This window comes from Streptomyces sp. NBC_00454, assembly GCF_041434015.1.
Lineage (GTDB): Bacteria > Actinomycetota > Actinomycetes > Streptomycetales > Streptomycetaceae > Streptomyces.
In genome coordinates this window covers 3,294,873-3,310,246 of record NZ_CP107907.1, presented here as the reverse complement: position 1 = coordinate 3,310,246, position 15,374 = coordinate 3,294,873, and the positions used below count along the sequence as shown (strand labels likewise).

The 15,374-nt window shown below is 71.8% G+C and carries 15 protein-coding genes and 1 pseudogene; 13 read left to right on the top strand and 3 right to left on the bottom strand.

Features of this window, described 5'->3' with window-relative positions:
* Positions 1-6: 6 nt before the first annotated feature.
* The 3 genes from OHU74_RS15260 to OHU74_RS15250 are packed head-to-tail and all read left to right on the top strand — an operon-like array spanning position 7 to position 2,952.
* Entirely contained in the window at positions 7-699 is a 693-nt protein-coding gene (locus OHU74_RS15260) for a response regulator transcription factor (RefSeq protein ID WP_371616410.1), read from the top strand.
* Complete coding sequence (locus OHU74_RS15255; protein ID WP_371616409.1) at positions 696-1,979, top strand: sensor histidine kinase; 1,284 nt, start codon at positions 696-698, stop codon at positions 1,977-1,979. The genes OHU74_RS15260 and OHU74_RS15255 overlap by 4 nt, the downstream gene beginning before the upstream one ends.
* A 25-nt stretch (positions 1,980-2,004) precedes the next feature.
* On the top strand, positions 2,005-2,952 hold the full coding sequence (locus tag OHU74_RS15250; protein ID WP_371616408.1) for a hypothetical protein: 948 nt from the start codon (positions 2,005-2,007) through the stop codon (positions 2,950-2,952).
* Here OHU74_RS15250 and OHU74_RS15245 read toward each other — a convergent pair.
* Positions 2,924-3,592 (bottom strand): hypothetical protein, encoded by a 669-nt coding sequence (locus OHU74_RS15245; protein WP_371616407.1) that lies wholly within the window; start codon positions 3,590-3,592, stop codon positions 2,924-2,926. The genes OHU74_RS15250 and OHU74_RS15245 overlap by 29 nt on opposite strands.
* 204 nt (positions 3,593-3,796) lie before the next feature.
* On the opposite strand from OHU74_RS15245, the gene OHU74_RS15240 reads away from it, so the two are divergent.
* The 9 genes and pseudogenes from OHU74_RS15240 to OHU74_RS15200 all read left to right on the top strand — a co-directional run bounded on the left by OHU74_RS15240 (position 3,797) and on the right by OHU74_RS15200 (position 13,693).
* Complete coding sequence (locus OHU74_RS15240; protein ID WP_371616406.1) at positions 3,797-4,744, top strand: LLM class F420-dependent oxidoreductase; 948 nt, start codon at positions 3,797-3,799, stop codon at positions 4,742-4,744.
* Positions 4,745-4,755: 11 nt separating this feature from the next.
* Entirely contained in the window at positions 4,756-5,541 is a 786-nt protein-coding gene (locus OHU74_RS15235) for a glucose 1-dehydrogenase (protein WP_330296972.1), read from the top strand.
* 115 nt (positions 5,542-5,656) lie between these two features.
* Positions 5,657-6,784 carry an LLM class flavin-dependent oxidoreductase gene (locus OHU74_RS15230; protein ID WP_371616405.1) on the top strand — a complete coding sequence of 376 codons (1,128 nt, stop codon included), beginning with the start codon at positions 5,657-5,659 and terminating at the stop codon, positions 6,782-6,784.
* A 366-nt stretch (positions 6,785-7,150) separates the two neighbouring features.
* Positions 7,151-8,920 (top strand): annotated as a pseudogene (locus tag OHU74_RS15225) (amidohydrolase family protein); the annotation flags it as partial.
* A complete protein-coding gene (locus OHU74_RS15220; RefSeq protein ID WP_371616404.1) occupies positions 8,917-10,395 on the top strand; it encodes an aldehyde dehydrogenase family protein in 1,479 nt (492 codons plus the stop codon). The pseudogene OHU74_RS15225 and the gene OHU74_RS15220, both read left to right, overlap by 4 nt.
* Before the next feature lie 294 nt (positions 10,396-10,689).
* Positions 10,690-12,258: an APC family permease gene (locus OHU74_RS15215; RefSeq protein ID WP_371616403.1), complete on the top strand. Its 1,569-nt coding sequence runs from the start codon at positions 10,690-10,692 to the stop codon at positions 12,256-12,258.
* A gap of 139 nt (positions 12,259-12,397) precedes the next feature.
* Positions 12,398-12,847 (top strand): helix-turn-helix domain-containing protein, encoded by a 450-nt coding sequence (locus tag OHU74_RS15210; RefSeq protein WP_371616402.1) that lies wholly within the window; start codon positions 12,398-12,400, stop codon positions 12,845-12,847.
* 21 nt (positions 12,848-12,868) lie between these two features.
* Positions 12,869-13,366 carry a hypothetical protein gene (locus tag OHU74_RS15205; protein ID WP_371616401.1) on the top strand — a complete coding sequence of 166 codons (498 nt, stop codon included), beginning with the start codon at positions 12,869-12,871 and terminating at the stop codon, positions 13,364-13,366.
* 24 nt (positions 13,367-13,390) lie between these two features.
* Positions 13,391-13,693, top strand: coding sequence for a hypothetical protein (locus OHU74_RS15200; protein WP_371616400.1), 303 nt, complete (start codon positions 13,391-13,393; stop codon positions 13,691-13,693).
* 19 nt (positions 13,694-13,712) lie between these two features.
* On the opposite strand, the gene OHU74_RS15195 is transcribed toward OHU74_RS15200, so the two are convergent.
* Both OHU74_RS15195 and OHU74_RS15190 read right to left on the bottom strand, forming a co-directional pair.
* Positions 13,713-14,258: a nitroreductase/quinone reductase family protein gene (locus OHU74_RS15195; RefSeq protein WP_371616399.1), complete on the bottom strand. Its 546-nt coding sequence runs from the start codon at positions 14,256-14,258 to the stop codon at positions 13,713-13,715.
* A complete protein-coding gene (locus OHU74_RS15190; RefSeq protein ID WP_371616398.1) occupies positions 14,255-14,878 on the bottom strand; it encodes an NAD(P)-dependent oxidoreductase in 624 nt (207 codons plus the stop codon). The genes OHU74_RS15195 and OHU74_RS15190 overlap by 4 nt, the downstream gene beginning before the upstream one ends.
* A gap of 59 nt (positions 14,879-14,937) precedes the next feature.
* On the opposite strand from OHU74_RS15190, the gene OHU74_RS15185 reads away from it, so the two are divergent.
* Positions 14,938-15,354, top strand: coding sequence for a winged helix-turn-helix transcriptional regulator (locus OHU74_RS15185; protein WP_371616397.1), 417 nt, complete (start codon positions 14,938-14,940; stop codon positions 15,352-15,354).
* Positions 15,355-15,374: the final 20 nt, after the last annotated feature.

Genomic DNA, 15,374 nt, shown 5'->3' with positions numbered 1-15,374 from the left:
GACGGCATGCGAGTTCTGGTGGTGGAGGACGAGGAGTTCCTGCGGGAGATGATCGCCGAGGGGCTGCGCCGCGACGCGCTGGCCGTCGACGAGGCGAGCGACGGCCTGGAGGCCTTGCAGCGCCTGCGCCTGGGGGCCTACGACGTCCTCGTCCTCGACCGCGATCTGCCCGGCCTGCACGGGGACGAGGTCTGCCGCCAGGTGGTGCGCGAGCGGCTCCTGACCCGCGTCCTGATGCTGACGGCGTCCGGGTCCGTACGGGAACGGGTGGAGGGCCTCGGCCTCGGCGCCGACGACTACCTCACCAAGCCCTTCGCCTACGACGAGCTCCTCGCCCGTGTCCTGGCGCTGGGACGGCGCGCCCAGCCGGCCCTGCCGCCCGTCCTGGAGGGGGCCGGGGTGGCCGTGGACACCGCGCGGCGCAGCGCGACCCGGGACGGGCGGCGGCTCGCGCTCTCGCGCAAGGAGTTCGCGGTGCTGGAGTCGCTGCTGCGGGCGGAGGGTGCGGTGCTCAGCAGCGACGACCTGATCGAGCAGGTGTGGGAGGAGGACACCTCGTACAGCACCAATGCGGTACGGGTGACCCTGAGCAAGCTGCGCGCCAAGCTGGGGGAGCCTTCGCTGATCGAGACGGTTCCGGGCGCCGGATACCGGATCGGGCGGGGCGACCGGAGTGGCTGGAGCGGTGGTCCGCGATGAGAGCAGTGCTCCATTCCGAGCGCGCCCGTCTCACCGTCCTCTACGGCTCGCTGCTCCTCCTCGCCGGCGGCGGCCTCATCGCCCTCGTCAACGTCCTCCTCCGCAGTGGCCTCGACCCCCGCATCAGCGGCGCCGTCACGACCACCGTCTTCGGCCCCAGCGACACCGTGCCCGTCGAGGGCGAGAAGATGGCCGTCCCCGCCCAGCGGCTCCCCACCGAGGCCGGCGGCGCGACTCCCGAGCAGATCGCCCAGTGGAAGGCCACCAAGCAGCTCTCCTCCGCCGTCCAACAGGCCACCTACCACGAACTGCTCACCGTCTCCCTGATCGCCCTCGCCGTCTTCGCCGTCCTGTCCATGTGGCTGGCCTGGTGGATGGCGGGCCGCGTCCTGCGCCCCGTAGGCGTGATCACCGAGACCGCCCGCCGCCTCTCCGGAGCCAACCTCCACGAGCGGATCGGCCTCGAGGCCCCGCCCGGCGAACTCAAGCGACTCGCCGACACCTTCGACGGGATGCTCGACCGGATGGAGGGCCTGGTCGGGGCGCAGCGCCGGTTCGCCGCCAACGCCGCCCACGAGCTGCGCACCCCGCTCGCCGTCCAGCGGGCCGCCGCCGAGATCGGGCTGGCCGGGGACCCGCCGCCGGAGAAGGTGGCCCGGATCCGCGACAAGCTCATCGGCGTCGCGGAGTCCAGCGAGCACCTCATCGAGTCCCTGCTGCTGCTCGCCGTCTCCGAGGAGGGCCTGGAGACGGCGGAACCGGTGGACCTGGCGGAGCTGGCGGCGGCGGAGGCGTCCGCGGTCGACACGTCCACGGCCGGGGCGGAAGACCCCAGCCCGGACCCGGACCCGGCCCCCGCGCTGACCCTGGTACGGGAGCTCGCGCCGGTGACCGTCACCGGCGACCGGACCCTGCTGGGCCACCTGGTGCGGAACCTGCTCGCCAATGCAGTACGTCACAACCGAGCGGGCGGCAGCCTGTTCGTGGCGACCTCCGCCGACCGGGTGCTGACGGTGTCCAACACCGGCCCGGTGATAGAGCCGCAGGACGTGCCGCGGCTGCTGGAGCCGTTCCGGCGGCGGGCCGAACGGCTCCACACGGCGGGCGAGGGCGCCGGGTTGGGCCTGTCGATCGTCGCGTCGATCGCGCGGGCGCACGGCGCGGAGCTGCTGGCCGAGGCCAATCCGGGGCCGGGCGGCGGGCTGACGGTCCGGGTCCGTTTTCCCGAGGTGTTCCGGGTCGGGGAAACGCCCGGGAGGCTGACCAGCCGATCAAAGTGAAGATCGGCTGTGTACGGTCGGGACAATGAGCAAGCACGCCCGAGCCCGCTCCCATTCGCCCCGACAGGACGGCGAGGACCGCCTGGACACCCAGGACCGTCCGTCCAGCCAGGACCGCCAGGACCGCCCGCCCCGCACCGCCGGACGGTCGCGTCCCACCGGCACGCGCCGCGCCCCCCGGGGCTCCCGCGCCTCCGGCGCCGCCCGTGCGTCCCGCTCCCCGCGCCCCCTGGCGGCGGTGGCCGCGCTCGGGCTGCTCGGTTTCGGCGCGGGCTGGGTGTACATCGCCCAGGAGCCCCCGGCCAACGCCGCCGCCCGCACCAACGCGGCCGACGCCCGCCCGCCGGGCACCGACCGCGCGGCGCGCGGAGCCGAGCGCGACCCCCTCCAGGGCCTGACCGGGATCAGCGAGCAGACCCGGGCGAAGATCCCCGCCGACGCCCGCCAGCTCATCCTGGTCACGGGCAGGGCCAAGGACTCCTCGGAGTCCACCGCGGCCCTGTACACGCGTCCGGCGGCCGGGGCCGACTGGGCGAAGAGCGCGAGCTGGCCCGCGCGCAACGGGGCCAAGGGCTGGTCCACGGAGCGCACGTACGGGGACCTGACCTCCCCCCAGGGGGTGTTCGCGCTGACCGACGCGGGCGGGCTGCTGCCGAAGCCGCCGGGCACGAAGTTCCCGTACGACCAGGACGAGGCCTTCGTGGCGACGGGCCGCGGGGTGAACGGCGAGTCCCTGCGGGGTTCCTTCGACTATGTCGTCGCCGTCGACTTCAACCGCCGTACGGGGGTGACCCCGCTCGATCCGGCGAAGCCGGAGGGCGAGGAGAAGGGCGGCAACATCTGGCTCCACGTGGACCACGACGGCCCTTCGCAGGGCTGCGTAGGCATCCCGAAGGAGGCGATGAAGAAGGTGCTGGAGACCCTCGACCCGGCGGCGAAGCCGGTCATCGTGATGGGCCCGCAGGGCTTCTGACGGCGCCGGAGCCCACAGGACCGCCCGATCGCCCAGCCGGGTCCCGGGCCAGCAGGGCGATGTACGCGAGGTCGAAGACGGCGCACAGCAGGCCCAGCCCGAGGATGAACGGCGCGTCCTCGAGGACCCCGAAGAGGAAGGTCGGCGCGAGCGTGCCGAGCCATTTGGCGACGGCCATGACCAGGGACTGTCCGCGTCGGCCGCGCCGGCCCGCGTAGAGGGCGATGAAGAGTCCGGACATCAGCAGGTTCTGCAGGAACGCCGAGTAGCGGCTCGCCTCGTGGGTGCCGAAGTGGGCGACGAAGAGCCACTGCACGGCGAAGGCGCTCGCGAAGACGAGCAGGCTCCAGACGGCGAACACCGGCCGGGTCACGAAGCCGGGCAGCTCGGCCCGCCCGTAGCGCAGGTATGTGTACACGATGACGAGGTCCGCGACGGCCCACACCACGTCGACCACGCCCTGGGCGGTGACTCCGGAGTTGTGGAACTCGTAGAAGGCGTAGGTGGTTTCCCACGCGAAGTTCAGCGCGAGCGCGGCGACGGGCATCGCGTACGTCCGGTCCCGCAGCCCCACCCGGATCGCCTCGACGTACACGACGGTCCAAGCCACCCCGCTGACCAGCGTCAAAAAGAGATCCACGCGCGGCACCCTAGCGCCCGCCCGCGATTCGCACAGCCCTTCGGGGGTGAGGGTGGGGCCAGGGTCTGCCGGACGCGGGTCCATCCAACCCTTCGTCGGGCCGTCATGCGCGCCCCACCCCTTGCCTGACGACCCGTCAGCTACGACGATGGCCCCGGCACCGGTATGACGAATCGGCAGACGAGGACGAGGCGGGTACGGCCCATGGCGCGCGTGTTTCCGGAGGGACGTCTGGTCTACGGGATGCAGCTCCCGATCCAGTCGCAGAGCACCATCTACGCCGAGCCCTGGGAGGCGACCGCCGGGGCGGCCGATCTCGCGGCGGTCGCGCGGGCGGCCGACCGGGCCGGATTCGGGTACGTCGCCACCTGCGACCACGTCGCGATCCCGCGCCGCATGGCCGGCCCCATGAGCACCATCTGGTACGACCCGGTGGCCACGCTCTCCTTCCTGGCCGGGATCACCGAGAACGTGCGGCTGCTCAGCCACGTCGCGATCCTCGGCCTGCGCCACCCGCTGCTCAGCGCCAAGCAGTACGCCACCGTCGACCACCTCTCCGGCGGGCGGCTGATCCTCGGCGTCGGGGCCGGGCACGTACAGGAGGAGTTCGAGGTCCTCGGTGTGGACTTCGCGCGCCGCGGGGCCGTCCTCGACGAGACCCTCGACGCCCTGCGCGCTGCCCTCGGGCCCGAGGAGTACCCGGAGTTCGAGGGCGAGCTGTTCTCCTTCAAGGACCTCGGCCAGTTGCCCCGCCCCGTCCAGGCCCGCATTCCGGTCTGGGTCGGCGGCTCCTCGCCCGCCGCCGTGCGCAGGGCGGCCCAGCGCGGCGACGGCTGGCTCCCGCAGGGGGACCCGCGGGACAAGCTCCCGGCGCAGATCGCCCGCATCAAGGAGCTCCGCGAGCAGGCCGGGGTCACCGACCCCATCGAGTTCGGCGCGATCACCGAGGCGCTCTACATCGGCGAGCCCGGCTGGGACACCGGCCGCCGGACCCTGACCGGCAAGGCGGAGGCGCTCGCCGAGTCGCTGCGCGAGTACAAGGCCCTCGGCATCGACCAGATCCAGGTGCGCTTCCGCAACCGCGACCGGGCCGAACTCATCGACCAGATCACCGCTTTCGGGTCCGAAGTGGGACCCCTCCTCAACGACTAGGAGCTACGGGTATGGGCAAGCTGGACGGGCGCGTCGTCATCATCACCGGTGCGGCGCGCGGCCAGGGCGAGCAGGAGGCCCGTCTCTTCGCCGCCGAGGGCGCCAAGGTGCTCCTCGCCGACGTGCTGGACGAGCAGGGCGCGGCGGTCGCCAAGGAGATCGGCGAGGACCGGGCCCGGTACGTGCGGATGGACGTGAGCCGGGAGGAGGACTGGGCGGGCGCGATAGCCGCGGCGAAGGAGGCCTTCGGCCCCGTCAACGGCCTGGTCAACAACGCGGGGATCCTGCGCTTCAACGAGCTGACCTCGACCCCGCTGGAGGAGTTCCAGCAGGTGGTCCAGGTCAACCAGGTCGGCGCCTTCCTCGGCATCAAGTCGGTGGCCCCCGAGATCGAGGCGGCCGGCGGCGGCACCATCGTCAACACCTCCTCGTACACGGGTCTGACGGGCATGGCGTACGTGGGCGCGTACGCGGCCACCAAGGCGGCGATCCTGGGCCTGACCCGGGTGGCCGCGCTGGAGCTGGCGGCGAAGAACATCCGGGTCAACGCGATGTGTCCGGGGGCCGTGGACACCGCGATGGCCACCCCCGGGAACACGAATCCGGCGGACCTGCCCCAGGAGGCGCGCGACGCCATGGCGGAGCTCTACCAGCGCGTCGTGCCGATGGGCCGGGTGGGGCAGCCGGAGGAGATCGCGAAGCTGGCGCTGTTCCTGACCAGCGAGGACTCCTCGTACATCACCGGTCAGCCGTTCGTGATCGACGGCGGCTGGATGGCCGGCGTCAGCATCCTCTAGCTCACTTCGACCGTATCTGATGGAGCGTCAGGTATTGACGCTCCCGCCCCCGCGATGGAACAGTCGTGACATCGAATCTGACGCAACGTCAGAAACAGAAGGACGGTGAATCCCCTTGGAATTCGGGCTCTTTGTGCAGGGATACGTGCCTGAGGCGCGGTCCAAGGTCGACCCCGAGGCAGAGCACAAGGCGCTGATCGAGGAGACCGAGTACGTCATTCAGGCGGACAAGTCCAACTTCAAGTACGCCTGGGCTTCGGAGCACCACTTCCTGGAGGAGTACTCGCACCTTTCGGCGAACGAGGTGTTCCTCGGGTACCTCGCTCACGCCACCGAGCGCATCCACCTCGGCTCCGGCATCTTCAACCCCCTCGCCCCGGTCAACCACCCGGTCAAGGTGGCCGAGAAGGTCGCCATGCTCGACCACCTCTCCAAGGGGCGCTTCGAGTTCGGCACCGGCCGCGGCGCCGGCAGCCACGAGATCCTCGGCTTCCTTCCCGGCATCGAGGACATGAACGGCACCAAGGAGATCTGGGAAGAGACCATCGCCGAGTTCCCCAAGATGTTCCTCCAGGAGGAGTACGAGGGGTTCCAGGGCAAGCACTGGTCGCTCCCGCCGCGGAAGATCTTCCCCAAGCCGTACGGCAAGGCCCACCCGGCCATGTGGTACGCCGCCGGCTCCCCGGCCTCGTACGCCATGGCGGCCAAGAAGGGCCTGGGCGTCCTCGGCTTCAGCGTCCAGAAGGTCTCCGACATGGCCTGGGTGCTGGACCAGTACAAGACCGCGATCCAGGAGGCGAAGGCCATCGGCGCCTTCGTCAACGACAACGTCATGGTCACCTCGACCGCGATCTGCGCCGAGACCCACGACAAGGCCGTCGAGATCGCCGTCAACGCCAACATGAACCGCTTCCAGTCGCTGGTCTTCCGCTACCACGACACCTTCCCGCGGCCCGAGATCATCCCCGAGTGGCCCGAGATCCTCCCCGAGTACAACGCGGAGATCGTCGAGCTCCTGATCGAGGAAGAGCTGCTCATCTGCGGCGACCCATCCGAGGTCCGCGCCCAGTGCAAGCGCTGGGAGGAGGCCGGCGCCGACCAGCTCTCCTTCGGCCTGCCGACCGGTGTCTCGTACGAGGACACGATGACCACCATCAAGCTCATCGGTGAGCACGTGATCCCTCACATCGACACGGACCCGGTGCACCGCACCACTCGCTTCCGCGAGGCTTCGGGCTCCTGAGGCTGCGGCTTCTCAGGAACTGGGGCGGCGCCTTCCCGGACCGCCGCCCCGCAACCGGCCCCGGCCGGGGGTCGTACGGAGGCCGCGGCCGGCCGAAGACCCCCGACCGGGGCCCTGGGCGGTCTCCTGCGGCGCCGCTGCCGGGGACCAGCCCCCGGACCCCCGCTCCTCAAACGCCGGAGGGGCTGGAATCGCCTCCGGCGGCGCCTCAAACGCCGGCGGGGCTGGATTTGGCCGAAGCCGGCTTCCATGTGCGCGCAGCGCACCGCGTTGCCCCGCAAGGTGCGCGGAGGGCTGACGCCGGCCAAATCCAGCCCCGCCGGCGTTTGAGGCGCGGGTTCTGGGGCGGAGCCCCAGGACACGGCGCGCAACGCACACACCGGCAGAAGGGACGTCATGCTCGACCACCTGATCAAGGGCGCCACCGTCGTGGACGGCACCGGCGCACCCGCCCGCATCGCCGACGTCGGCCTGCGCGACGGCCGGATCGTCGCCATCGGAGCACCCGGGACCATTACCGAGGCGGCCCGGACCAGCGAGGACGCCACCGGCCTCGTCCTCACCCCCGGGTTCATCGACCCCCACACGCACTACGACGCCCAGCTGTTCTGGGACCCGTACGCGACCCCCTCCATGAACCACGGCGTGACCACCGTCGCGGGCGGCAACTGCGGGTTCACCCTGGCCCCCCTCAATCCGGCCCGCCCCGAGGACGCCGACTACACCCGCCGCATGATGAGCAAGGTCGAGGGCATGGCCCTCAAGGCGCTGGAGGAAGGCGTCGACTGGACCTGGTCCACCTTCGGCGAGTACCTCGACGCGCTCGACGGCCGCATCGCCGTCAACGCCGGGTTCATGGTCGGCCACTGCGCGCTGCGCCGGCACGTGATGGGCGAGGACGCCGTCGGCGGCCAGCCGAGCGAAGAGCAGATGCAGCAGATGCTCGACCTCTTCCACGACGCCATGAACGCCGGGGCCTGGGGCCTGTCGACCACCCAGTCCTCCACCCACTCCGACGGCTCCGGCGCCCCCGTGGCCTCCCGGCACGCCAAGCCCGCCGAGCTCCTCGCGCTCTCCAAGGCGGTCTCCGAGCACGAGGGCACCCAGCTCGAAGCCATCGTCGCGGGCTGCCTCGACCAGTTCGCCGACGAGGAGATCGACCTCTTCGTCGAGATGAGCGCGGCCGCCGGCCGGCCCCTGAACTGGAACGTGCTCACCATCGACGCCTCCGTCCCCGAACGCGTGCCGCGCCAGCTCGTCCCGAGCGAGCGCGCCCGTAAGGCCGGCGGCCGGATCGTCGCGCTGACCATGCCGATCCTGACCCCCATGAACATGTCGCTGGGCACGTTCTGCGCGCTCAACCTCATCCCCGGCTGGGGCGACATCCTCGGGCTGCCCGTCCCGGAGCGGATCGCGAAGCTGCGCGAGGCCGACGTGCGGGCCGAGATGCTGCGCCGCGCCGACAGCAAGGAGGCCGGGGTCTTTAGGCGCCTCGCCAACTTCGGGCGCTACGTCATCGGCGACACCTACAGCGAGGCGAACGAGGGCCTGTCGGGCCGCGTGGTCAACGACATCGCGGCCGAGCGCGGCCAGGACGCCTTCCACTGCCTGGTGGAGATCTGCGCCAACGACGACCTGCGCACGGTGCTCTGGCCCATGCCCACCGACAACGACCCCGCCAGCTGGGAGCTGCGCGCCGAGACCTGGCAGCACGAGGACGTCATGCTCGGCGGCTCCGACGCGGGCGCGCACCTGGACCGCATGTGCGGGGCCCCGTACACGACCCGCTTCCTCGGGGACTGCCTGCGCGGCCGCAAGCTGGTGCCGCTGGAGCAGGCGGTACGGATGCTCACGGACGACCCGGCCCAGTTGTTCGGGCTGCGCGAGCGGGGCCGGATCACCGAGGGGTTCCACGCGGACCTGGTGCTCTTCGACCCGGAGCGGATCGAGGCCGGGCCGGCGACGCTCGTGCACGACCTGCCGGGGGACAGCCCGCGGCTGGACGCGCGGGCGATCGGCATCGTGTCCGTACGCGTCAACGGCGTGGAGACCATCCGCGACGACGAGATCACGGGGGCGATCCCCGGGATCGTGCTCCGGTCGGGCCGGGACACGAGGACGGTGAGCACCAGGTGAGCGCATCCGACGAGGCGCAGAAGCTCTACATCGGCGGCGAGTGGGTGGAGCCGGCCGGCGGGCACTACGAGGTGATCGACCCGGCCGACGAGTCCGTGGTCGGCCTGGCCCCCGAGGCCACGCGCGGCCAGGTCGAGGACGCGGCGCGCGCCGCGGCCGCCGCCTTCGAGAGCTGGTCGCGGACGAAGCCGGAGGAGCGGGCCGCGATCCTGGACCGGGCCGCCGACATCATCCAGCGTGAGTACGAGCCGTGGGCGGCCCTGGCCCAGGCCGAGACGGGCGCCCCGACCGGGATCGCCCGCGGCATGCAGGTCGGCGTCGGGGTGGCCCGCTTCCGGCGGTACGCGAAGGGCGCGCTGGAGCCGGTCGAGCGCGGGCTGCCGCCGCAGGTCACCGACGCGGGCCCGATGGGCGCGGCGAGCGTGCTGGGCGCGCTGGAGATCCGCCAGCCGGTCGGGGTCGTCACCTGCATCACCTCGTACAACAACCCGTGGGCGAACCCGGCGGGCAAGGTGGCCCCGGCGCTGGCCATGGGCAACACGGTGGTCGTCAAGCCGGCCCCGCAGGACCCGCTGTCGGTGTTCAGGATGGCCGAGGCCCTGCACGAGGCCGGCGTCCCGGCGGGCGTGGTGAACGTGGTGTCCGGCACCTCGGTGGAGGTCGGCGAGGCGGCCGTGGACTCCCCGGACGTGGACATGGTGTCCTTCACCGGCTCCACGGGCGTCGGGCAGCGCATCGCCGAGGTCTGCGGCCGGACGATGAAGCGGCAGCTGATGGAGCTCGGCGGCAAGGGCGCGGCGATCGTCCTCGCGGACGCGGACCTGGACGCGGCGGTGATGGGGATCGGCACCACCTTCTCCTTCTACTCCGGGCAGATCTGCACGGCTCCGACCCGGGTGATCGCGCACCGCTCGGTGTACGAGCAGCTGGTGGAGAAGCTGACGGGCTACCTGGCCTTCATGAAGGTCGGCGACCCCCGGGAGCGGGGCACGGTGGTCGGCCCGGTGATCTCGGCGGCGCACCGGGACCGCGTGGAGTCGTACATCGAGCTGGGGAAGAAGGAGGGCGCGCGGATCGCCTTCGGCGGGGAGCGCCCGGTGGTCGGTACGGAGGGGAAGGGCTTCTACGTGGCCCCCACCCTCCTCGTCGACTGCACCAACGACATGCGCGTGGTCCGGGAGGAGATCTTCGGCCCGGTCGTGGTGGTGGTCCCCTTCGACGGGGATGAGGACGAGGCGGTGGCGCTGGCCAACGACAGCGACTTCGGTCTGCTGAGCTACGTGTGGTCCGGGGACGCGGCGCGCGCCTTCCGGGTGGCGCGGCGGCTGCGGGCCGGCGGGGTCGGTGTGAACACCATCGGGCGCAACATGGAGGCGCCGTTCGGCGGCTTCAAGCGGTCGGGGGTGGGGCGGGACGTGGGCTCGTACGCGCTGCACGCCTACAGCGAGATGCAATCCATCGTCTGGACGGGCTGAGGGGAGACCGGGGCGGGGGACACCCCCGCCCCGGACACCGCCGGGGTGTCCCCCGGGCGGTGACCGCAGTCACACGGGAAAGTTCAAAGGTGCCCAAAAGGGGCAGGCCTGCGGTTTCCGCATACCGGAACTCGATGTCCGACGCCTGTCGTTCCGTGGATGGATGCCTGAGTGAACCTTGTATTACATGCCAGTGAACTGTCTTGATCTCGAGATTCAAAGGGATTTGGGCCGCCCTGGATCCGGACTTAAGTCCTCCAGATGTGGAAAACGCAGCGTCTAACGTCCTGACTCATGACACAGCTGGACGTTCGGCCCGAGGTCGGAGACACGGTAAGCGGCGGCGCCCCCGAGGGCGGCGTCCGCGGCAAGGGGCTCGGCAAGGGCTCCGTCGGCCTTGTGGGAAGCGCCGTCATCGGCATCTCCACCGTCGCCCCCGTCTACTGCCTGACCTCGACGCTGGGCTCCACCGCCGGCGAGGTCGGCGTCCAGATGCCGGCCGTCTTCCTGGCCGGCTTCCTGCCGATGCTGCTGGTCGCCTTCGCGTACCGCGAGCTCAACAAGGCCGTGCCGGACTGCGGCACCTCCTTCACCTGGACGGTGAAGGCCTTCGGCCCGCGGATCGGCTGGATGTGCGGCTGGGGCCTGGTGATCGCCACGATCATCGTGCTCTCCAACCTGGCCGGCGTCGCCACCTCCTACTTCTGGCTGCTGGCCGGCGAGATCACCAGCAATCCGGCGATCTCCGCCCTGGACGACAACAAGCTCGTCCACATCGCCACCTGCCTCACCCTCATCGCCGCCGCGACCGCCATCAGCTACCGCGGCATGACGGCCACCAAGGGCGTCCAGTACACGCTGGTCGGCCTCCAGCTCGCCGTCCTCGCGATCTTCGTCGTGATGGCCTTCCAGAAGGCCGGCACCGGCACCTTCGACACCGGCCTGGACTTCTCCTGGCAGTGGATGAACCCCTTCGCGGTCCAGTCCATGGCGGCCTTCACCGCCGGACTCTCGCTGTCGATCTTCATGTACTGGGGCTGGGACGCGTGCCTGGCCACCAACGAGGAGACCACCGGCTCCGCCAAGACCCCCGGCCGCGCCTCGCTCATCGCGATGGTCGTCCTGGTCGGCTCGTACCTGGCCACCGGCATCGCCGCCCAGATGGCCGTCGGCTCCGGCACGGTCGGCTTCGGCCTCGGCAACCCGGAGACCTCCGGCAACGTCTTCGCCGCCCTCGCCGGCCCCGTGATGGGCCCGATGCTCGGCATCCTGCTCTTCGTCGCCGTCCTCGCCTCGGCCACGGCCTCCCTCCAGACCACCTTCATCCCGGTGGCCCGCACGGTCCTGGCCATGTCCACCTACGAGGCCCTGCCGCCCTCGTACGCGAAGGTCCACCCGCGCTTCAAGACCCCGGGCCGCGCCACCGTCATGGCGGGCGTCGCGACCGGCGCGTTCTACACCGTGATGACCCTGGTCAGCGAGAACGTCCTGACCGACACGATCTTCGCGCTCGGCCTGATGATCTGCTTCTACTACTCGCTGACGGCCTTCGCCTGCGCCTGGTTCTTCCGCGGCGACCTGCGCAAGTCCACCCGCGACCTGCTCTTCAAGGGCGTCTTCCCCGTCCTGGGCGGCCTGCTCCTGGCCTCGGTCTTCTTCAAGACCCTCTACGACGCCTGGGACCCGTCCTACGGCTCCGGCTCCACCATCCCGGGCCTCGGCGTCGGCAGCGTCTTCGTCATCGGCGTCGGCCTCCTCGCCCTCGGCGTGGTCGTCATGTTCGTCACCGAACGCCGCAGCCCCGCCTTCTTCCGCGGCGAGATCCTCACGAAGTCCACCCCGGCCCTGGTCGTCGAGGACTGACCCCACCGGGCCCCCGAGCCCTCCCCGCCGTGTCATCCCCGTGGCCCCGTCCCGCCCCTCCCGGCGGACCGGGGCCGCGGGCTGTCGCAGGCTGACGGCAGGTGGGTTACAGTTATTTCAGTTGTCCGAGGAGGTTGGAATGGCGCGTACAAGCGTGCTCGCGAAGGCGACCACCGTGGAGTCGAGCCCTGAGATCCAGGACGCCCTCGCGAAGGCGGGCCGAATGGTGCCCGGCGAGGTCGACGTCATACTGCGGGCGGCCGACGGCAGTGAAAGCGTGCTGCCACAGGAGCTGGTCCGGATCCTCGCGGCTTCTGCGAGCGAACTGGCGATCGGACACGCCGTCACCGTCCTGGCCGCGGAGACGAACCTGACACCCGCCGAGACCGCCGAGTTGCTCGGGCTGTCCCGGCCGTTCGTGGCCCGCCTGCTGGACTCGGGCGACATCCCGTCGAGCCACCTGCCGGACAGCAGTCACCGCATCGTGCGGCTCGCAGACATCCTTGCCTTTCAGGCGCGCAGAGCGCGCCGGCAAGAGGGTCGTCGTCGTATCGCCGAGGCCGCGGAAGACGCCGGGCTGCCGTACTGAGCTGTGTGAGGGAGGGGTCCCATGCGTGTCTTCGTCGATACGAACGTACTGTTCCCGTTCTCTGTCATGGACCTCATGCTGGCGCTGACCGAGGACTCCGTTCACCAGGTGGTCTGGTCGGAGCGCCTGCTGGCCGAGTGGGAGCGGGTCATCGTCCGTGAGGGGCGGCGATCCGCGGCCGACTACGCACCCCTGGTCCACCGGATGCCCGGCGGAGACCCGGACGACCGTTACCACGCGGCAGCGGCGTGCGCTGCGGGCGCCGACGCGCTGATCACCTGGAACCTCGCCGACTTCCCGGCTGCCGACATGGCTCGGCTTGGTGTCCGCGTCCTGGACCCGGACACGTACCTCTGCGAGCTGCACGCGCTGTGGCCGCAGGAGGTCTCGGACACGCTGGCCAAGTTGGCGGCGGGCAAGCGGAATCCGCCGTTGACGCCTGATGATGTCCTCGCCAGGTTGGGTAAGGCGGGGCTGACTCGATTCGCAGATCGGCTGGCGCAGACCGGTGACCCGTAGCCGCGTGGGGTCGTTGGGTCGGGCATGAACGTCATCAAGCGCAGCCTTGCCGCCCTGGTCCTGACCGGGGGAGCGGCCCTGGCCCTGACTCCCGCCGTCGCCCACGCCGCCGACGAGCCCGACATCCAGGGGCCCCCGATCACCCAGCGCGTCAGCGACATCGTCGACCACCCCGGGGGCGCCGTGAAGGACGCGAAGACGGCGGTGGAGGCCACCGCCACGGCCGCCGGATCCGCGTCGAAGGCGACCGACGCCTCGCTCTCCGGTGCCGGCACGGCGATCGCCGCCGGGCTGCCGAAGCCCCCGAAGGTGAAGACCGCGGGCTGAAGCCGGACGGGGCCCCGGCTCAGGCGGGGTCGGGCGTGCGGGTCACCAGGACCAGCGGGATCTCGCGGCCGGCCGCCCCGGCCGCCGCGTCCCGGTACGCCGCGTACGAGGGCATCGCGGCCACCACCACCGGCCACAGCCGCTCCGTCTCCGCCGGGGTCGCGCGACGGGCCACCCCGGGGAAGGTCAGGGCGCCGACCTGGAGCGTGACCTCAGCGTCGGCGGTCAGGTTCAGGTACCAGGCCGGATGGTGCCCGGCCCCCGCGTTCGAGGTCGTCAGGACGTACGCCGCCCCCGCGCCCTCCCCGTCCCGCACGTAGGCGAGCGCCGTGCGGCGCAGCGCCCCGGAGCGGCGCCCCCGCGTGGTCAGCAGCAGGTCCCGGATCCCGGGGCGCGGCACCCCGCCGGTCTCCTCGAAGCGGCGGATGTGGTCGGCAACCCAGGGGTTCGGGCTGTCGGTCGGCCTTGCGGGGGCCGTCGGGGCCGCCGTAGTCGTCGCGGTCGCGGTCGCGGTCGCGGTCGCGGTCGTGGTTCCGGGCGTCGGGCCCGTCGTGGTCCCGGTCATGCCGCCCGCACCCCCGCGTGCGCCGCGTGCACGGTCGGCGCCAGCGCCTCGTCCAGCACCGACCGCGCGAAGTCCGCGTGCGTGATCCGGCTGCCCGCGTCGGCGGACGCGAAGGCGTAGCCGCCGGTGGGCCCCTCGGCCGCGAAGTCGCCGGCCGGGCTCAGTACCGCCCAGTCCAGTTCCCGCGGCGCGGCCGCCCGCAGGGTCTCGGTCCCGGCGCCGTGGCCGACGTAGAACTCCTGCCACTCCTGCGGGTACCCCGGGGTGTCCATCAGCAGCGCCCCGGAGGCCGTGGGCAGTACGGAAGCCAGCCCGACGGACACGAGGCGCCGTACCCCGGCCCTCGGCAGGCCCGCCGCGAGGGCGCGGGCGGCCGCCGGGAAGAACTCGCCCGGGACGGCCCCCATGTCGTACACCGCGGCCACCGCCGCGTCGTGCCCGGCGGCGAGCCGCGCCACGTCCGCGGCCGAGGTGACGTCCCCGTCGGCCCGACCCGCCTCGGTGACCTCGTGGCCCCGCGCCCGCGCCTCGGCGACGACGGCCCGGCCGACGCGGCCGCGGGCCCCGAAGACGATGAGCCTGATGGTGCCTTCTGCCTGATAGTTCCCCTGGTTCGTCATGTCACGGAGCCTAGGGAGAGGGGTGGTTACCGATCGGGTACCGGCCTACGGTGGTGATCATGACGCAGAACCCGCCGCCGCTCCCGCCGAGCCCCCCGCCCCTGGACCCGGAGATGTTCGACCCCGTCTGCCCCTCGCCCCTGGTCCCGTTCCGCATCGGCGACAAGTGGGCCAGCCTGATCCTGCGTTGCCTCCAGGACGGCCCGCGCCGCTTCTCGGAGCTCAAGGCCGTGCTGCGCGAGATCACCGCCAAGTCCCTGACACAGTCGTTGCGCGGGCTGGAGCGGGACGGGTTCGTGGCGCGCACGGAGTACGAGACCCCGGCGCGGCGCGTCGAGTACGCGCTCACCCCGCTCGGGCGGGGGCTGCTGGGCCCGCTGGACGCGGCGTGCGAGTGGACGCGGGAGCACTGGGACGAACTGCTGGACGCACAGGAGGCGGGGGCGGCCGCGGCGGCGGGCGAGGGCTCGCGCTGATCTTCGGGAGGGCCCTCCCG